This window comes from Aquirufa ecclesiirivi (genome assembly GCF_011250515.1).
Classification (GTDB): Bacteria; Bacteroidota; Bacteroidia; order Cytophagales; family Spirosomataceae; genus Aquirufa; species Aquirufa ecclesiirivi.
The window spans coordinates 130,152-147,045 of record NZ_JAANOP010000007.1 but is presented as its reverse complement, the minus strand read 5'-3'; the positions used below and the strand labels follow the sequence as shown (position 1 = coordinate 147,045).

Below are 16,894 nucleotides of genomic sequence, written 5' to 3'. Positions count from 1 at the left end.
GATGTAAAATTAGATACCTTATGTATTCCTCATTAGAAGCAAAAATTCAAGCCCTTCGAGAACGACCCATATCGGCGGAGAGAAAAGAACAGATTGATGTCTTGGTGACCTATATGAAGGAATGTTTGCAACAAGGAAAGCCTTTGCGCTTGAATTTCATATGCACACATAATTCTAGAAGGAGTCAGTTTTCACAGATTTGGGCCCAAACGGCAGCTGATTTTTTTGGTATTCCTTTGCAATCATATTCGGGTGGGGTGGAAGAAACGGCGTTCAATGAGCGGGCAGTGGCTTCCTTGCAGCGCTTTGGATTTCAGGTCATCAAGCGAGGTCATTCGAATCCTGTATATATCATTTTTCATACGGAAGATGCTCAACCGATGATTGCATTTTCAAAAAATTACGATAATCCCATCAATCCACATCAGCAATTTGCTGCCGTGATGACTTGTTCGCATGCAGATGAGAATTGTCCATTTATACCCGGAGCTTCCGCTAGGATTCCGCTTAGATATGAAGATCCAAAAGCATTTGATGATAGTCCTGAGGAGGCCTTTCAATACGATGAACGATCCGCACAAATAGCTTCTGAATTGTTTTATGCCTTTGAGCGCCTTAGCTCGTATGGTCTCTAAAAATGAGCCATTTACCCTTGACTTTTTTCAAGAGTAAGGTGAAATGCCCACCTATATCTCCTAGTTTGGGTCTAACTAAATTCCATTGACCAATAACCCAAGCCGTTTTAGCAGCTGTTACATCCACTTCCAAAATATCAAAGGTCAATTGCCCCATAGCCTCTTGGTTGGGATAGCTTTTTTGGTATCGAGCTAGGGTGGCCTCCCAGCCTTGGGTTATACCATTTTTACTAATGAATTTTAAATCATTTGAATGGTGATAATAGGCCATAAAGCCAGGAATGTCGCCTTGATTCCATAGTTTATTCTGTGTCGCTAAAATAGTACGGATAGCAGCTTCATCTGTATTTGTTTGAGCTAAACTACTAAATGCAATAAATAGAAGGATACAAATTTTACCTGTCATGTGAATCTGTTTTTTTGAAAATTAGGTATTTTTTTCAGGATTTAGGCAGGTAATTTATCGTGATTTCAACCTTTGTCGACAAATAGTGCGTATTGGTAGCAAAAGCATACCAGCATTTTTTTCATTCGACTTATTGTATCATTTTTGTAAAATGAACAACCTTACATATATGAACAACTTTACAATGGGCAAGTTAATGCGCCTTTTAATGCTCTCTTGCGTTGCTCTTTGGTCATTCCAAGGAAATGCACAGGCTCCAGACGAGAATAGATTCGTCAAGTCTGTATTAATGGAAAAATTAGATGAACCGATGGAAATGGTTTTTTTGCCAGATGGTCGCATTTTATTTGTGGAAAGAAAAGGGGATGTTAAACAATACAATCCAAGTACGAAGGAAACGAAAGTAATTGGACACATTGTTGTTAATACAAAATACAAGAACCGCGTGGGTATGGTACGTGAAGCGGAAGAAGGCTTAATGGGTATTGCGGTAGACCCTAATTTCAAAGTGAATCATTGGTTGTATTTATATTATGCACATCCCACTGAAAGCAAGCACATTTTGGTGCGTATGGAGTTGAAAGGGGAGGAATTGTTAGTTGACCAGCAAAAAGTAGTTTTAGAGGTTCCTACACAGCGTGAGGAATGTTGCCATACAGGTGGAGGCATGGTTTTCGACAAGTCAGGAAATTTATTCTTAACTGTGGGTAATAACACCAGTAACAGTAATTCAGATGGTTATGCTCCTATCGATGAGCGTGCTGGCCAAGCTTATTGGGACGACCAACGTGGAGCGGCAAACACCAACAATTTATTAGGTAAAATTTTACGTATTCATCCAGAAAAAGATGGATCATACACCATTCCAAAAGGAAACTTGTTTCCAGTAGGCACTCCAAAGACTCGTCCAGAAATTTACACCATGGGACATCGTAATCCTTGGAGAGTAAGTATTGATTCTAAAACTGGGTATATTTATTGGGGTGAGGTAGGCCCAGATGCGTCGGTTGATTCCGATAGAGGACCACGTGGGTATGATGAATTTAACCAAGCTAAGGGTCCAGGATTTTTTGGATGGCCATATTTCATTGGAGACAACAAGGCTTATGCCGATTATAATTTCGAGAATTCTACGGTAGGCCCTCGCTTTAATCCAGCTAAGCCTTTGAATGAATCTCCCAACAACGATGGTTTGAAGGAATTACCAGCTGCTCAAAAAGCATTTATTTGGTATCCATATGGTACATCAGAAGAGTTTCCATTAGTAGGAGCTTCAGGTAGAAGTGCTACCGGTGGTCCCGTTTACCATCGTTCTGATTTTCCTACTACGGCTAAACGTGCATTCCCTTCCTATTATGAAGGCAAATGGTTGATCGTGGAATTTATGCGTGGATGGATTATGTCGGTGACATTAGACGAAAATGGAAATTACAAATCCATGGAGCGTTTCTTGCCAAACCAAAGTTTCGGAAGTGCCATTGATATGAAATTTAGTCCAGATGGAGATTTATATGTTCTAGAATATGGCTCTGCTTGGTTTCGAGGAAATGACAATGCCCGTTTAGTAAAAATTGAATACCAAGGTGGGAATAGAAAGCCATCGGTAGAAGTAAGCGCAGGCAAATTGAGTGGAGCATTACCATTCAAGACAAAATTATCGTCAGAAGGAACAAAAGATTATGACGGAGATAAATTAACCTATACTTGGACGGTAAAAAATCAAGGTAAGGTAGTGAAGACTTTAACTGGCGAGTCTCCAGAATTAGCTTTAAATCAAGCTGGAAAATACCAAGTAGTGTTGAAAGCAACGGACCCTAAAGGGTTGAGTAATACGGCTTCATTAGAAGTTCAGGTAGGAAATGAATCTCCTAAAGTGGACATTGTTGTTCCAAGTGGTAATAAATCATTCTATTTCCCAGGTCAAAAATTGGCTTACCAAATTCAGGTAGAAGATAAAGAGGATGGGGTTTTAGGAAAAGGGATTGCTCCAGAATCGGTAGCTGCTACTATCGACTACATCGCTTCAGGATATGATCCTATTGAGATGTCTCAAAGTCACCGTAAAGCAGATAGTGATTTATTTGCTTCTGTAGGTTTGAAATTGATTAATCAAAGTGATTGTAAATCTTGCCACCTTCCTAATGTTCGTTCGGTCGGACCAAGCTACCAAGAAGTGGCGGCTAAATACAAAGGACAAAATGTGGTAGAACAGTTATCTGCAAAGATAATTTCTGGAGGAATGGGTGTTTGGGGAGAACACGCTATGAGTGCACACCCTCAGATTTCTAAAGCAGATGCCAAATCCATGGTAAATTATATCCTAAGTTTGGGAGATAAAAAAGCTAACAATAACATTCCTTTAGCGGGTGAAATTGATGCCGTTATTCCGAAAGAGAATGTAGGTTCAAAAGGAGTATTTGTGGTTAGAGCAACTTATTTAGATAAAGGAAATAGTAAAATTGCTCCTGCACAATCAGAGAAATGGTTACTGTTGCGTCATCCATCCTTAGATCCTGAAAAAGCTGATTTACGCTTTGGAATCCAACAATTGATTACTCCGGCCCGTGCGACTAACATGGTTGGACAAAATCCTTACATTGCATACAAGCAATTGGATTTGACTGGAATTAAGTCAATGGATATTGCAGCTTCGGCTCAAGCTCGAACCAATGCATCTGGTGGTGTTATTGAAATACGTTTGGATTCACCTACGGGTACCTTAATTGGTAAAACAACGCCTATTGCAGTTTCACAAGCTACAGGTTTTGGTCCTCCTCCAGCGGCAGCTAATGCACAACAGAAAGGGGCACCTTTGGGAACTCCAACTACAGCTCCAGCTCCAGCCGCAGGTGCTCCTGCAGGCCAAGGTGGTGGACAGCGAAGAATGGGTGGACCAGCTCCTGTTAAAGTAGATATTCAGCCTGTAAGTGGAACACATGATGTCTATTTTGTTGCAGTAAATCCGCAAACAGCACCACAACAAATTGTAGTTCAGATTTCAGGAATAGAAGTGAAGCAATAAGCTCACAATAAATCCATATAAAAGGAGTTTTCTAGACGTTTACAGCGGAAGAAAACTCCTTTTTTTTGTTTGTTAATGCGTAGATTTGTGGGCAATTGGTCTTTAGTCCATGTGTAAAATTATGAATATGAAAAATGTAATTTTGATTTTGGGGGCAATCGCCTCCACGATTATTCCTGGTTTAGCTCAAAAAAATATCACGGCAGCTTCAGACGCGAATGCCCCTTTGCATGCCCTTCAGCCTGATTATCCTACGCCCTATGTCGTTCCCAATGAGGCACAAATAAAAGCCACAGTAGATAAGGTTTATACGTATTTAGAAAAAGCTACTCCGGCCAATTTAATACATAAAGCTTCTGGAGAAGGTTGGAATCCATACCAAATTTATTCTGATCAATTAGTCTTTGCCAAAGGGGATTTTAGACCTGTTTCTTATGAGTTTGGAGTAACATACCATGGCATGTTGGCTTTAGAAAAGGTTAGTGGTGATGCCAAATACAAAGAGTTTGTATTTAAGCGATTGAAATTTATCCTAGAGACTTTACCCAAGGCTTATCAATATACGCAGCAAAATCCCACTAAATCTCATGTGCTAAGTGGTTTAATTAATCCAAAAGCATTGGATGATATAGGAGCGATGTCCATGGCTTTTTTAAAAGCAAAGCGGGCTGGATTCGATGGAGATGATTCTTTAATTACCCAAAAGGCATTGAACTTTATCTTAAAAGAGGAACATCGATTACCCGATAAGACCTTGGCTCGTATGCGCCCATTGCCCAATACCATTTGGTTAGATGATTTATATATGGCTATTCCGGCTTTATTACAATTAGGTAAGGATTCGGTGAATGTGAATTGTTTTAATGAAGCGGTATTTCAGTTTGAATCCTATCAGAAACGTATGTTTAATCCTAGTTTAGGTTTGTTTATGCATGGTTATCTGGAAGGATCGGAAGAGCATCCCGAATTTCATTGGGCCAGAGCTAACGGATGGGCTTTGTTGACCAATGCTGAATTATTGGAGTATTTACCTGCGAATCATCCTGCCCGCCCAGCTTTATTAAGCCAATTAAAAAAGCATTTGAAAGGCTTAATGGCCTATCAAGATGGTACAGGTTTTTGGCATCAATTGATTGATCGGAATGATTCTTATTTGGAAACTTCAGCGACGGCTATTTATACCTATGTATTAGCTAAAGGAATAAATCAAGGTTGGTTAGACCCTAGAACATATGGGCCTGCAGCCATTTTAGGTTGGCAAGCTACTGCCTCTAAAGTCAATGCCCAAGGTCAAGTAGATGGCACTTGTGTAGGTACTGGCCTTGGATGGGATCCAGCTTTCTATTTCAACAGACCGATTTCCCCTTTTGCGGCCCATGGGTACGGTCCTGTATTGTTAGCTGGCTCAGCCATGTGGGAAATGATAAAAAATCACCCCTTTGAAGTTAAAGATTCAGCGATTCATTTGCGGTAGGTAGATCTGATGCATGCATCGGGTCAACCCAGACCCAGCAGTTTTTTTCCTAGCTCGTTGAGCTCTGCTATTGGCTGTGTCTTTTCTTTTCCTCTAGGGTCTCCCGGAAAAGCATAACCTTCTGGCGCTATTTTGTTTTTCCAAGAATTAATCCGCCAATCAATCAAAACTTGGTTATAGGGTTCAGCTGGCATCATGGAAATATATTGGGCTACACGTACTTTATCTTGAGTTAAATTCGGTCGGATTCCATGAGCTAACAAGCTATTAAAAATAAGTAAATCTCCCGCTTCCAATTTTATTTTGCTTAGTTGAAACCCCGTCGTGTCTGGCTTAAATCGATCTCGATCTTCGGGTTGACTTAATTTCCATGTATCATAGGTACGGTACAATTCGGGAATGCATTGAAAACCTCCCATATTTTCATCTGTTTGGTCTACTAAAGCTAATACACCTTGTACATTCACGGGTTTTGTTTCTGGATCATAATCCCAGTGAATAAATCCTTTAAATGGTTTATCGGCTTGAACAGGAAAATTGAGATTGCAACGATCGATGGTCACCCACAAATCTTCGGTTCCCCACACATCCACAAATGCATCGTATACGCGTTGACTTTGTCGATTAGCCCACAGCAAGGGATGGTTATACATTTCTACCATACCTGAACCAATCAATTCCTTCATTTGCATTTCAGATCTAGGAGGAGTATACCAAGTGTTTTTATCAGTAGGGTCTTTTTCTTCAAAGTCCCAAATGGCTTGTGCTGTTTGAGCAGCTTGTTCTTTGGAGATGGCATTTTTTACCACAATATAGCCTTCCCTTTTCCAGAATTTGAATTCTTCCTTGCTTAATGCTCGGAATGGTTCAGAAGAAGTTCCATCATTCAATTGACTGATACTGCTTTTGGCGAGAGAAGGATTTCCAGGGATGTCTAGATGAGCATTCATGGTTGCCATGGTGATCTGGTTCGGGGTTTTTGTGGGCATGTTTTGATTGAATTTTGAATGATGCAAGTTAGCCCATGTCAATTTCTGTTCTTTAGATGGAATTAACCAATTTTGTAACAATATTGATATTTATTGTGTAGTATAGAGAATAAATTATCAATTGGATTAAAATGAAGGTTCAATTTGAAGCCATACATATTCAGGAAGAAAGTTCATTTCGGATTTTGCAGACGCCTTATTTGCAGGATTTTTATATGTGGCATTCTCATCCAGAATATGAATTACTGTACATCGAAGCGGAGGCGGGGCCTCGAAGAGTAGGGAATCATGTGAGTCAATACCAGCAAAGAGATTTGGTGTTTATTGGACCACACATTCCACATTTGAATTTTGATTATGGCTTAAAAGTGCCCTATCGTAAAATTGTGGTACAGATGAAGGAAGATTTTTTGGGAAGGACTTGGACAGAAGTACCGGAATTACACGCAATCAAAGAATTATTTGACAGGGCAAAAACGGGAATCGTTTTTGAAGGAGACAGGAAAGAGGAAATAGGTCAGCGATTGATGGCTTTACCTGATAGGTCGCATTTTGATCAGTTTATGGAGATTTTGTCAATATTTCAAATGTTGGCTAAGGAAATGAAACCCATTTATTTGAATGAAATGGCGACCTGGGAAAATCCTTCACAAAAGAATCAGCAGCGTTGGAAAATCGTGAGGGAATGGGTTGAAAATCACTACATGGAATCTATTCCTTTGGATGAAATTGCCGAAAAATGTCATTTGTCGAAAGAAGCCTTTTGTCGGTATTTTAAATCAAAAACACAACTTACTTTTAGTCATTATGTGAATCAATACCGCATTACTCAAGCGAAAAAAATGCTGGTGCTTGACCAAAGTATAGGCGATATTGCCATTGCCTGTGGCTTTGAGTCCTTGTCTTACTTTACTAAAATTTTTAAAAGAACGATTGGTGAAAGTCCGAATCAATATAGGAAAAGGATTCTAAAATAGGCTTAAATCAATTAAGCCCTTACAATTGATTTAAAATTGATTTTTTATTTCCTGGATATATTCTGGAATGGTGATGTTTTGAATATAATCCAATGCTATAATTTCATTTTTATATTGAAATAGCTTTTCATTGAATAGCCATGAATTGAATTGCATAAAGTCATCAAATATTTTCTTGGGGGGATCTTGTCTATTTATTTTTAAAGTTTCACTGAACCAGGAATATAGACATTTAAAAAGCTCTTTTGTTTCATTTTTATGGGCTTTGGTATCAAAACCACTTATATCCGATAATGCCTGCATATATTCATATTTTTCAGCCTCAAGTATCAAAAAATGCTTAGCTACGAAGGTCTCTAATCCTGAGTATCTAATTCCATAGTCAATGCCAAGTTCAAATGGCATGTTCATTCGAGAAAATTCATGAATTGCTTTAGATTTGACTTTTGAAATATCATGAATACTGTACTTGCAATTTTTAATGATATCTGTAATTTTCAAAATTCTAGATTGGCCTGAATCTGAAATTTCCAGTGACAATCGAGGATTAAATCCATTTTTTATTACGATGAACAAAATGGGCTTTAAGAGATTATCAATAAATTCTTGATCAATTGAGCAATTGATAAAAATATTCTTCTCAAAATCCATTATTATTTATTGGTACTGAAAGAGTATTTATTCTGTACCATGCCATTCTTTTTATGGATATAAAAATCTGTCTTTTGATTTTGACTTAGCTTTTGCCCGTACTCGATGGCTTTTTCTCGGCTATCGAAATTTCTAATTGCCTTTGAAGTGCCTAATTTTTTAACTGACCAACCTCCTGAAAGCGTAGGAACCACATGATTTGATTTTTTCGTCATTTTGATTACAACTTGAATAGTTAAAGTTGCAAATTTAACCTTTAAAAAAACTTGCGCTGAATCAAGATTTGAATTAAAATCTATTAATTGATGAAAAGCGAAGCAAAAACCAATTAAAAACGTATTTTAAGTATTTAGAGTAATTTTATCCAAGATTCAGCTTTTGAATGTAAAATTGAAACCAAGATGTTTGACTTAAGTGGAAAAGTAGCTTTAGTAACTGGATGTAAGCGAGGTATAGGTAAGGCTATGGCCATAGGTTTGGCAGAAGCTGGTGCCGATATTATTGGTGTATCAGCTAATTTGGAATTACAAGGATCGGAAATCGAAAAAGAAATTCTTTCACTGGGACGAAAATTCAAAGCTTATCAAGCCGATTTCTCCAATCGAGAATCTTTGTATCAGCTCATCAAAAATGTCAGCTATGATTTTCCTAGAATTGACATATTAGTCAATAATGCAGGAACGATTTTACGTGATCCTGCGGCAGAACACTCTGATGAATATTGGGATGAAGTGTTAGAAGTGAATTTGACCTCGCAGTTTATTTTGAGTCGGGAGATTGGTCGCATTATGTTGAAACAAGGTTCTGGTAAAATTATTTTTACTGCTTCCTTATTGAGTTTTCAAGGAGGTATTAATGTGCCCGGCTATGCGGCAAGTAAAGGGGGGATTGCCCGTTTGACTATGGCTTTAGCGAATGAATGGGCATCTAAAGGAATCAATGTCAATGCCATAGCCCCTGGTTATATTGCTACGGATAATACAGCAGCGCTTCGTGATGATCCGGATCGTAGTACGTCTATTTTAAGTCGAATTCCAGCTGGAAGGTGGGGTAGCCCGAATGATTTTAAAGGGCCATTGGTGTTTTTAGCCTCGGAAGCTTCTAACTATGTTCATGGAACTATCCTTACGGTTGATGGTGGCTGGATGGGCAGGTAATGAATGGTAAATTGTGAATTATAAATTATAAATGATGTAGTCATTAATTTGATCATAAATATGTCTTTGAAACAAATTGCAAACCTATGAAACATGTCTATTTAATTTTGTGCTTCCTGAGCACAGGACTTTTTGCTCAGAAAATCGATGTCAATCAGCAGTTTGCTTTGGCAGGTCAACAATACCAACGTATGTTAGCGGATCATCCAGATACGAGCACCACAGTTCATTCTGCTCGGCCCGATGGAACGTATCGAAACATGCCATCTAGTTGGTGGTGTTCTGGTTTTTTTCCAGGCAGTCTTTGGTTCTTGTACGAGAAAACCAAAGATCCGCAATGGGAGAAGTCTGCTAGGTTATGGACTGCCGCTGTTAAGAAGGAACAATTCAACAAGGGTACTCATGATTTGGGATTTATGATGTTTGATTCTTTTGGAAATCAATTGCGATTAACCAAAGACCCTCAAGCTAAACAAGTATTAATTCAATCAGCTAAATCCCTATCCACTCGATTTGATCCCAAAGTAGGTGTAATTAAGTCTTGGAATAGCTTCAAAGGAGGCTTTAAATATCCGGTTATCATTGACAATATGATGAACCTAGAGCTATTGTTTTGGGCCTCCCGTGAAACAGGCGATCAGCGTTTTCATGACATTGCCATTACCCATGCAGAAAATACGATTAAACATCATTTCCGCCCTGATTATTCCAGTTATCATGTTGTATTGTATGACGAAGAAGGAAAAGTCTTAGCCAAGAAACAGCACCAAGGTTACCAAGATGAGTCGACCTGGACACGTGGCCATGCTTGGGCTATATATGGATTTACTACGATGTACCGTGAAACCAAGAATAAAAAGTACTTGGATTTTGCACAAAAGATTGCTGATTTTTATTTAAACCATCCCAATTTACCAGCAGATAAAATTCCTTATTGGGATTTTTATGCACCTAACATTCCCAATGAAGAGCGGGATGCTTCCGCAGGAGCCATTACGGCCTCTGCTTTGTTTGAGTTGAGTACTTATTCAGGAGCCAAGGGAAAGCGATATTACCAAGATGCTGTGACCATGTTAAGTGCATTGTCGAGTCCAGCTTATCGAGCTGCTTTAGGGGAGAATAATAATTTCTTAATTAAGCACTGCGTAGGAGCCAAATCATTAAATTCTGAAATTGACGTACCCTTGGTGTATGCTGATTACTACTTTTTGGAGGGGCTATTGCGTTATGAAGCATTGAGTAAGAAAAGTAAAAAATAATTTTTACAGAATGGAATAGTAGGAATCCGTGAATTTCATGGATTCCTTTTTATTCCCAAAGACGTAAATTTCTTTTTCATTCACTTGGCACCCTTTACACCTAGAATCACTCGAATTTTCATTAGTCGGTTTTTGTTTTAATTCGTACCTTTGTGGCTTCATTTATTTCCAAGCCCCATGTCGATTAAAAAAATTCAATCAGCCTTAATTTCTGTTTATTATAAAGATGGTTTAGCGCCTATCATTCAAAAACTTCATGAAGAAGGAGTGACCTTGTATTCAACGGGTGGAACTCAATCTTTTATCGAAGAATTAGGTATTCCTGTTGTTGCCGTCGAGGACTTAACGGGCTATCCTTCTATTTTTGGAGGACGTGTGAAAACCTTACATCCTAAAGTATTTGGAGGTATTTTGTACCGCCGTGATAATGCATCTGATGTAGAAGTAGCTAAACAATATGAAATTCCTGCTTTGGATTTAGTCATGGTGGATTTGTATCCCTTTGAAGAAACAGTAGCTTCAGGGGCATCTGATGAAGATATAATTGAAAAGATTGACATTGGTGGTATTTCATTGATCCGTGGTGCGGCAAAAAACTTTGCCGATGTACTCATTGTGTCTTCAAGAGATCAGTATGCAGAAGTTTCTTCCATTTTTGAAGTGAATGGTGCAGGTACTACATTGGAACAAAGAAGAAGTTTTGCCCAGAAGGCATTCGCCGTTTCTTCGCATTATGATGGAGCTATTCAGCGTTATTTCGCGGGTGAATCGGCGGATTTAGCTAACTATACGACATTGCCTTCTCATTCATTGCGTTATGGTGAAAACCCTCACCAACAAGGGAAGTTTTATGGAGATTTAGCTTCTTTATTTGATAAATTGCATGGTAAAGAGTTGTCTTACAATAACTTAGTGGATGTTGATGCTTGTTTGTCCTTATTGGACGAGTTTGAAGAAACGGCCTTTGTTATTATCAAACACATGAATGCATGTGGTGTGGCGACAGGTACATCGGTGAAAGAAGCATATGATAAAGCTTTGGCTTGTGATCCCGTGTCGGCATTTGGTGGGGTATTGGCAACCAATCAAGAGGTGGATAAGGCTGCGGCTGAATCCATCAATCCATTGTTTTGTGAAATTTTAATTGCACCATCCTTTACGGAGGAGGCATTAGAGATATTAAAAACAAAGAAGAATCGTATTCTTTTGAAGCGAAATCAGGTGGAGTTTCCTAAAGTGATGTTCAAGACATTGTTGAATGGGGTTTTGGAGCAGGATAAAGATTTGGTGATGGAAGGAGTGGCTGATTTCAAAACGGTAACAACTTTGGCTCCTACAGAAGAGCAAAAAAGAGCATTGGCATTCGCATTAAAGATTTGTAAACATACCAAATCCAACACCATTGTATTGGCTAAAGAAGGTCAGTTGTTGGCTTCAGGGGTAGGACAAACATCCCGAGTGGATGCTTTGAAACAAGCGATTGAAAAAGCTAAAGAATTCGGCTTTGATTTACAAGGTTCAGTGATGGCATCTGATGCCTTTTTCCCATTCCCAGATTGTGTGGAGATTGCAAGTAAAGCTGGTGTTAAGGCTGTTACTCAGCCAGGAGGATCTATCAAGGATCAAGATTCCATTAATTTCTGTGATGCCAACCAAATGGCCATGGTCATGACAGGAATTCGCCATTTCAAACATTAAGAATTTGTGCATTTTTTCCCGGTTGAATTGCTAGTTTTTCAGGGAAAAAATCCTTATTTTTAAAAAATTAATTCAAGAATTTTTAGAGGACTGCCCTATGGAAATAGGGAGTTCTTCATTTAACCCTTTTACACATCATTATGTCAGAAGCACAAGATTCGGCGGCTCAAGATAGAGCAAATTACGGTGCAGATAATATCCAAGTTTTAGAAGGTTTAGAGGCGGTTCGTAAGCGTCCATCCATGTACATCGGTGATACTGGATTTAAGGGTCTACATCACTTGATTTGGGAGGTGGTTGACAACTCCATCGATGAGGCTTTAGCGGGTCATTGTGATTTGATTAAGGTGACCATCAATACTGATAATTCCATCTTGGTAGAAGATAATGGTCGGGGTATCCCAACAGGCATGCATACCAAGGAGAAGCGTTCTGCTTTGGAAGTGGTTATGACGGTGCTTCACGCGGGGGGTAAATTTGATAAAGATACATACAAGGTTTCTGGAGGTCTTCACGGGGTCGGTGTATCCTGTGTGAATGCTTTGTCGACGGATTTAAAAGTGACCGTTCAAAGAGAAGGAAAGGTTTTCCAACAAGAATATAAAATCGGTGTGCCTCAGTATCCCGTAAAGGAAGTAGGTACTACGGATAAAACAGGTACTTCCGTGTTGTTTAAGCCAGACGAAAGTATTTTTACAGTTACTGAATATAAATATGAAACGGTAGCAGGTCGTTTGCGTGAATTATCCTTTTTGAATGCAGGTATTCGTGTGTTTTTGACGGATTTACGTGAATTAGATGAGCATGGCGTTGCCAAATCGGAAGAGTTTTTCTCAGAAGGAGGATTACGTGAGTTTGTTTCCTACCTAGATGCTACCCGTGAGCCCTTATTTGCTGAACCAATATACATGGAAGGCGATAAAAATGGTGTTCCTGTTCAGGTGGCTATGTTGTATAATACTTCCTATTCTGAAAATGTGGTGTCTTATGTAAACAACATCAATACCATTGAAGGAGGTACACACGTGGCGGGTTTCAGAGGAGCATTAACGCGTACATTGAAAAATTATGCGGATAAATCAGGGGCTTTAGAAAAGCTGAAAATTGATATTGCTGGAGACGATTTTAGAGAGGGTCTAACGGCCGTTATCTCCGTGAAAGTAGCAGAACCTCAATTTGAAGGTCAAACTAAGACCAAATTAGGTAATGGCGAGGTATCAGGCGCAGTTTCTGCGGCCATGTCCGATATGTTAGAATCATGGTTAGAGGAGCATCCAAGAGAGGCTCGTCAGATTGTGGCCAAAGTGATTTTGGCAGCACAAGCCCGACATGCTGCTCGTAAGGCACGTGAAATGGTTCAAAGAAAGACGGTATTAGGCTCGAACTCTTTGCCAGGTAAATTGGCCGACTGTTCGGATTCAGATCCTGAAATTTGTGAGTTATACCTTGTCGAGGGAGACTCTGCAGGTGGAACGGCTAAACAAGGACGTAATCGTGCCTTTCAAGCTATTTTGCCCTTGCGTGGTAAGATTTTGAACGTAGAAAAAGCGCAGGAATATCGAATTTATGAGAACGAAGAGATCAAAAATATGATGACCGCTTTGGGCGTCTTTTTTGGTAAAGATGGAGATGAGAAGGCCTTGAATATTGATAAATTACGATATCATAAAATCATCATTATGACGGATGCCGATGTGGATGGAAGCCACATTCGTACCTTGATTTTGACATTCTTCTTCCGTTACATGCGCCCATTAGTGGATAATGGGTATATCTACATTGCTCAACCTCCTTTGTACCAAGTGAAAAAAGGACAAAATGTGCGTTATGTTTGGACAGAATTACAACGTGATCAAGCCGTTCAGGAATTAGCTGGAGGTGGTAAAGAAGATAATGTAGGGGTCCAACGTTATAAAGGTTTGGGAGAGATGAATGCGGAACAATTATGGGAAACTACCATGAATCCAGAATCAAGAACCTTGAAACAAGTGACTATCGACTCTGCCATTGAAGCAGATTTGTTATTCTCTATGTTAATGGGTGATGAAGTGGCTCCACGTAGAGATTTCATCGAAAAAAATGCTAAATACGCGAAAGTAGACGTTTAGAAGCATGCAGTTTGATTTTAAATCATATCATGTCAGAGCCATTAATGCGGCCGACGATGCGGAGAAAAAAGCCATCAATCAAGAATTGAAGGACTATTATGCGAGCTTAGATGAGGAGGAAAAGAAGGTTTTTAATATTGAGCTTCAACGATACCTCCTACATGAAGTGGGTCGATTGGGTTCAGATTATGAAGCAATTAAGCGTTCAAATGCCTAAATATAACAATGGATCATTCGAATAAAACATCCCAACATAGCAAGACAAAAGATTCCTCCACAGGGAATCTTTTGTCATTACTAAAGCCTAAGAATTGGAAGATCAATTTGGTCGCCCCTAAGGATTCTTCGAGGAAAATAGAGAAGGCCATGCAAAAGTCGAAAGACATCATTGCTAAATCTAAATTTATTTCTAGGGATTTGTCTTGGTTAAAGTTTGATGAACGCGTATTAGATCAGGCTAGAGATGATCAACGAACCTTATTTGATCGATTGAAATTCTTGGCTATTACGGCATCTAATTTGGATGAATTTTTTACGATTCGCATTGGGTCTTTGTACAATTATATCGATTTTGGAAAAGAGAGGACAGATTATTCTGGTTTGAGAGAAATACCATTCAAGCAAACCTTGATTGCTTCTGCTCAAGAATTTAGCCAGGAGAAACACCGCTTATTTGTCGAAGAAATTCTTCCGCTTTTTCCTGAGAATGGTTTGTTACTGGCCAATTTAGACGATTTAACATCGGAGGAAATGCAAGAAGTGGAAACGTATTTCCACCGTACCATTTACCCCATGTTAACACCTATGGTCTTTGACCATACACATACTTTTCCCAGTTTATTGGCTAAAACTTTGATTTTTGGGGTAGTGACCATTGGTGCCTCAGATAAAAGAGCCCACGGAAAGCATAAGTCAGAAAAAGATAAAAAGATTTCTTTTGTTCAAATTCCTTTGAATTTGGCCCGTTTCTATGTGATTGAACGAGATGACAAAGTGCTTTTCTTGCCTATTGAACAATTGATCCGTCACCATCTACAAGTTTTATATCGAAATGTGGAGATCGAATCGACTACCTTATTCCGGATTACCAGAAACGGGGATTTTGATGTGGTGGAACATGAAGATGCCGAAATTGATTTCGTCGACGAGATAAAAAAGAAAATCAAAGATCGTCGTTTAGGGCGTGTAACGCGCGTAGAGGTGGAGAAAGAGCATTCCGAGTTCTTGTTAGAAGAAATGCTAAAGCGCTGGTCATTAGAGAAATCAGATATTTTCATTAAGTCCTCCATTTTAGATTTTACTGCCTTTTGGCAGATTGTCAAACACCCCGAATTTAAGGGGAAAATGGCATCGAATCCTCCTGTAGTCCCTGCTTTAGGACTTAAGTCGGTGAAGATTGATGACATTTTTGAGACGATGAAAAGAGGTGATATTTTACTACATCACCCCTATAATAATTTTGATCCTGTTGTTCAATTGCTTGATCAAGCTGCTGATGATCCGCATGTATTAGCGATCAAAATAACGTTGTATCGTATTTCAAAAAATTCCCGCATTTCACACGCTTTATTGCGGGCAGCTGAACAAGGCAAACACGTTTCGGTATTGTTTGAGGTAAAGGCTCGTTTTGATGAAGAAAATAATATCCGTGAAGCGACTAAGTTGCAAAAAGCAGGATGCTTTGTGATTTACGGTATTCCAGGTTTAAAAACGCATACCAAATTATTGCAAGTGATTCGTAATGAAGGAAATTATGTGATGAGCTATGCTCATCTTTCTTCCGGTAATTACAATGAAGATACTGCCAAATTGTATACGGATATTGGATTATTAACAACGGATAGCCGCATTACCCAAGATATTTCGGAGTTTTTTAATGTTATCACAGGGCATTCCATGCCGACTCATTATGAGCATTTGATTACGGCTCCCCGCGATATGCGAAATCGATTGTTAGAAATGATTCGAACAGAAATGGAAAACCACCAAAATGGTTTGCCTTCAGGTATCTGTTTGAAGCTCAATTCTTTGCAGGATACTCAAACCATGGAATTGTTGTACGAAGCTTCTCAAACAGGAGTTCCTGTATTGTTAATCGTTCGTGGGATTTGTTGTTTGCGACCTCAAAGAAAAGGTTTGTCGGAAAATATTTACATCAAATCCATTGTAGGGAATTATTTAGAACATACCCGTATTTTCTATTTTCACAATGGAGGAGAGCCAAAGGTGTACGGAGGTTCTGCTGATGTTATGGTGCGTAGTTTTGACCGTCGAATTGAATCTTTGTTTGAATTGGTTAATCCTAGAGCAAAAAACATGGCTATTACCATTTTATTGTGGAATTTGAGAGATACCGTAAATTCCTACGAAATGCAAGAAGACGGCTCCTATTGGAAGGTAGAGAGCAATGAGCCATTTAATATACATCAGGCATTTTATGAAATAAAAGAAGATGATTTGGTTAGTCAATTGCCATTTGATCAATTTACCGTTACTTTGGAAAGTAAAAGTTAGGCAT

At 39.0% G+C, this 16,894-nt stretch carries 14 protein-coding genes; 10 read left to right on the top strand and 4 right to left on the bottom strand.

Translation table 11 applies throughout. The features are described 5' to 3' along the window. The first annotated feature begins 20 nt into the window (after positions 1-20). Complete coding sequence (locus G9H65_RS10465; RefSeq protein WP_166375292.1) at positions 21-635, top strand: low molecular weight phosphatase family protein; 615 nt, start codon at positions 21-23, stop codon at positions 633-635. On the opposite strand, the gene G9H65_RS10460 is transcribed toward G9H65_RS10465, so the two are convergent. Beyond that, positions 616-1,041 carry a YybH family protein gene (locus tag G9H65_RS10460; protein ID WP_166375291.1) on the bottom strand — a complete coding sequence of 142 codons (426 nt, stop codon included), beginning with the start codon at positions 1,039-1,041 and terminating at the stop codon, positions 616-618. The two genes, G9H65_RS10465 and G9H65_RS10460, sit on opposite strands and share 20 nt — an antisense overlap. Positions 1,042-1,210: 169 nt before the next feature. Here G9H65_RS10460 and G9H65_RS10455 point away from each other — a divergent pair, with 169 nt between their 5' ends. Both G9H65_RS10455 and G9H65_RS10450 read left to right on the top strand, forming a co-directional pair. Continuing rightward, complete coding sequence (locus G9H65_RS10455; RefSeq protein WP_166375290.1) at positions 1,211-4,063, top strand: PQQ-dependent sugar dehydrogenase; 2,853 nt, start codon at positions 1,211-1,213, stop codon at positions 4,061-4,063. 127 nt (positions 4,064-4,190) lie between these two features. After that, positions 4,191-5,537: a glycoside hydrolase family 88/105 protein gene (locus G9H65_RS10450; protein WP_166375289.1), complete on the top strand. Its 1,347-nt coding sequence runs from the start codon at positions 4,191-4,193 to the stop codon at positions 5,535-5,537. A gap of 23 nt (positions 5,538-5,560) precedes the next feature. On the opposite strand, the gene G9H65_RS10445 is transcribed toward G9H65_RS10450, so the two are convergent. After that, positions 5,561-6,526 carry a phytanoyl-CoA dioxygenase family protein gene (locus G9H65_RS10445; protein ID WP_235927494.1) on the bottom strand — a complete coding sequence of 322 codons (966 nt, stop codon included), beginning with the start codon at positions 6,524-6,526 and terminating at the stop codon, positions 5,561-5,563. 131 nt (positions 6,527-6,657) lie between these two features. On the opposite strand from G9H65_RS10445, the gene G9H65_RS10440 reads away from it, so the two are divergent. Further along, positions 6,658-7,503, top strand: coding sequence for a helix-turn-helix transcriptional regulator (locus G9H65_RS10440; RefSeq protein WP_166375288.1), 846 nt, complete (start codon positions 6,658-6,660; stop codon positions 7,501-7,503). Positions 7,504-7,533: 30 nt separating this feature from the next. Here the strand turns inward: G9H65_RS10440 and G9H65_RS10435 are convergent, their stop codons facing one another. Both G9H65_RS10435 and G9H65_RS10430 read right to left on the bottom strand, forming a co-directional pair. Further along, on the bottom strand, positions 7,534-8,154 hold the full coding sequence (locus tag G9H65_RS10435) for a hypothetical protein (protein ID WP_166375287.1): 621 nt from the start codon (positions 8,152-8,154) through the stop codon (positions 7,534-7,536). 2 nt (positions 8,155-8,156) lie between these two features. Next, on the bottom strand, positions 8,157-8,369 hold the full coding sequence (locus G9H65_RS10430) for a DUF2188 domain-containing protein (RefSeq protein WP_166375286.1): 213 nt from the start codon (positions 8,367-8,369) through the stop codon (positions 8,157-8,159). A 186-nt stretch (positions 8,370-8,555) separates the two neighbouring features. Here G9H65_RS10430 and kduD point away from each other — a divergent pair, with 186 nt between their 5' ends. From kduD to ppk1, 6 genes are all read left to right on the top strand, one after another. Then, positions 8,556-9,311 (top strand): 2-dehydro-3-deoxy-D-gluconate 5-dehydrogenase KduD, encoded by a 756-nt coding sequence (gene kduD, locus G9H65_RS10425; protein ID WP_166375285.1) that lies wholly within the window; start codon positions 8,556-8,558, stop codon positions 9,309-9,311. Positions 9,312-9,397: 86 nt separating this feature from the next. Next, entirely contained in the window at positions 9,398-10,570 is a 1,173-nt protein-coding gene (locus tag G9H65_RS10420) for a glycoside hydrolase family 88 protein (protein WP_166375284.1), read from the top strand. A gap of 177 nt (positions 10,571-10,747) precedes the next feature. Then, positions 10,748-12,268, top strand: a complete 1,521-nt coding sequence (purH, locus tag G9H65_RS10415) for a bifunctional phosphoribosylaminoimidazolecarboxamide formyltransferase/IMP cyclohydrolase (protein WP_166375283.1) — start codon at positions 10,748-10,750, stop codon at positions 12,266-12,268. A 140-nt stretch (positions 12,269-12,408) separates the two neighbouring features. Continuing rightward, positions 12,409-14,376 carry a DNA topoisomerase (ATP-hydrolyzing) subunit B gene (gene gyrB / locus G9H65_RS10410; protein WP_166375282.1) on the top strand — a complete coding sequence of 656 codons (1,968 nt, stop codon included), beginning with the start codon at positions 12,409-12,411 and terminating at the stop codon, positions 14,374-14,376. A 4-nt stretch (positions 14,377-14,380) separates the two neighbouring features. Then, complete coding sequence (locus G9H65_RS10405; protein WP_166375207.1) at positions 14,381-14,593, top strand: hypothetical protein; 213 nt, start codon at positions 14,381-14,383, stop codon at positions 14,591-14,593. Positions 14,594-14,601: 8 nt separating this feature from the next. Next, positions 14,602-16,890, top strand: a complete 2,289-nt coding sequence (gene ppk1, locus G9H65_RS10400) for a polyphosphate kinase 1 (protein WP_166375281.1) — start codon at positions 14,602-14,604, stop codon at positions 16,888-16,890. Positions 16,891-16,894 lie beyond the last annotated feature (4 nt).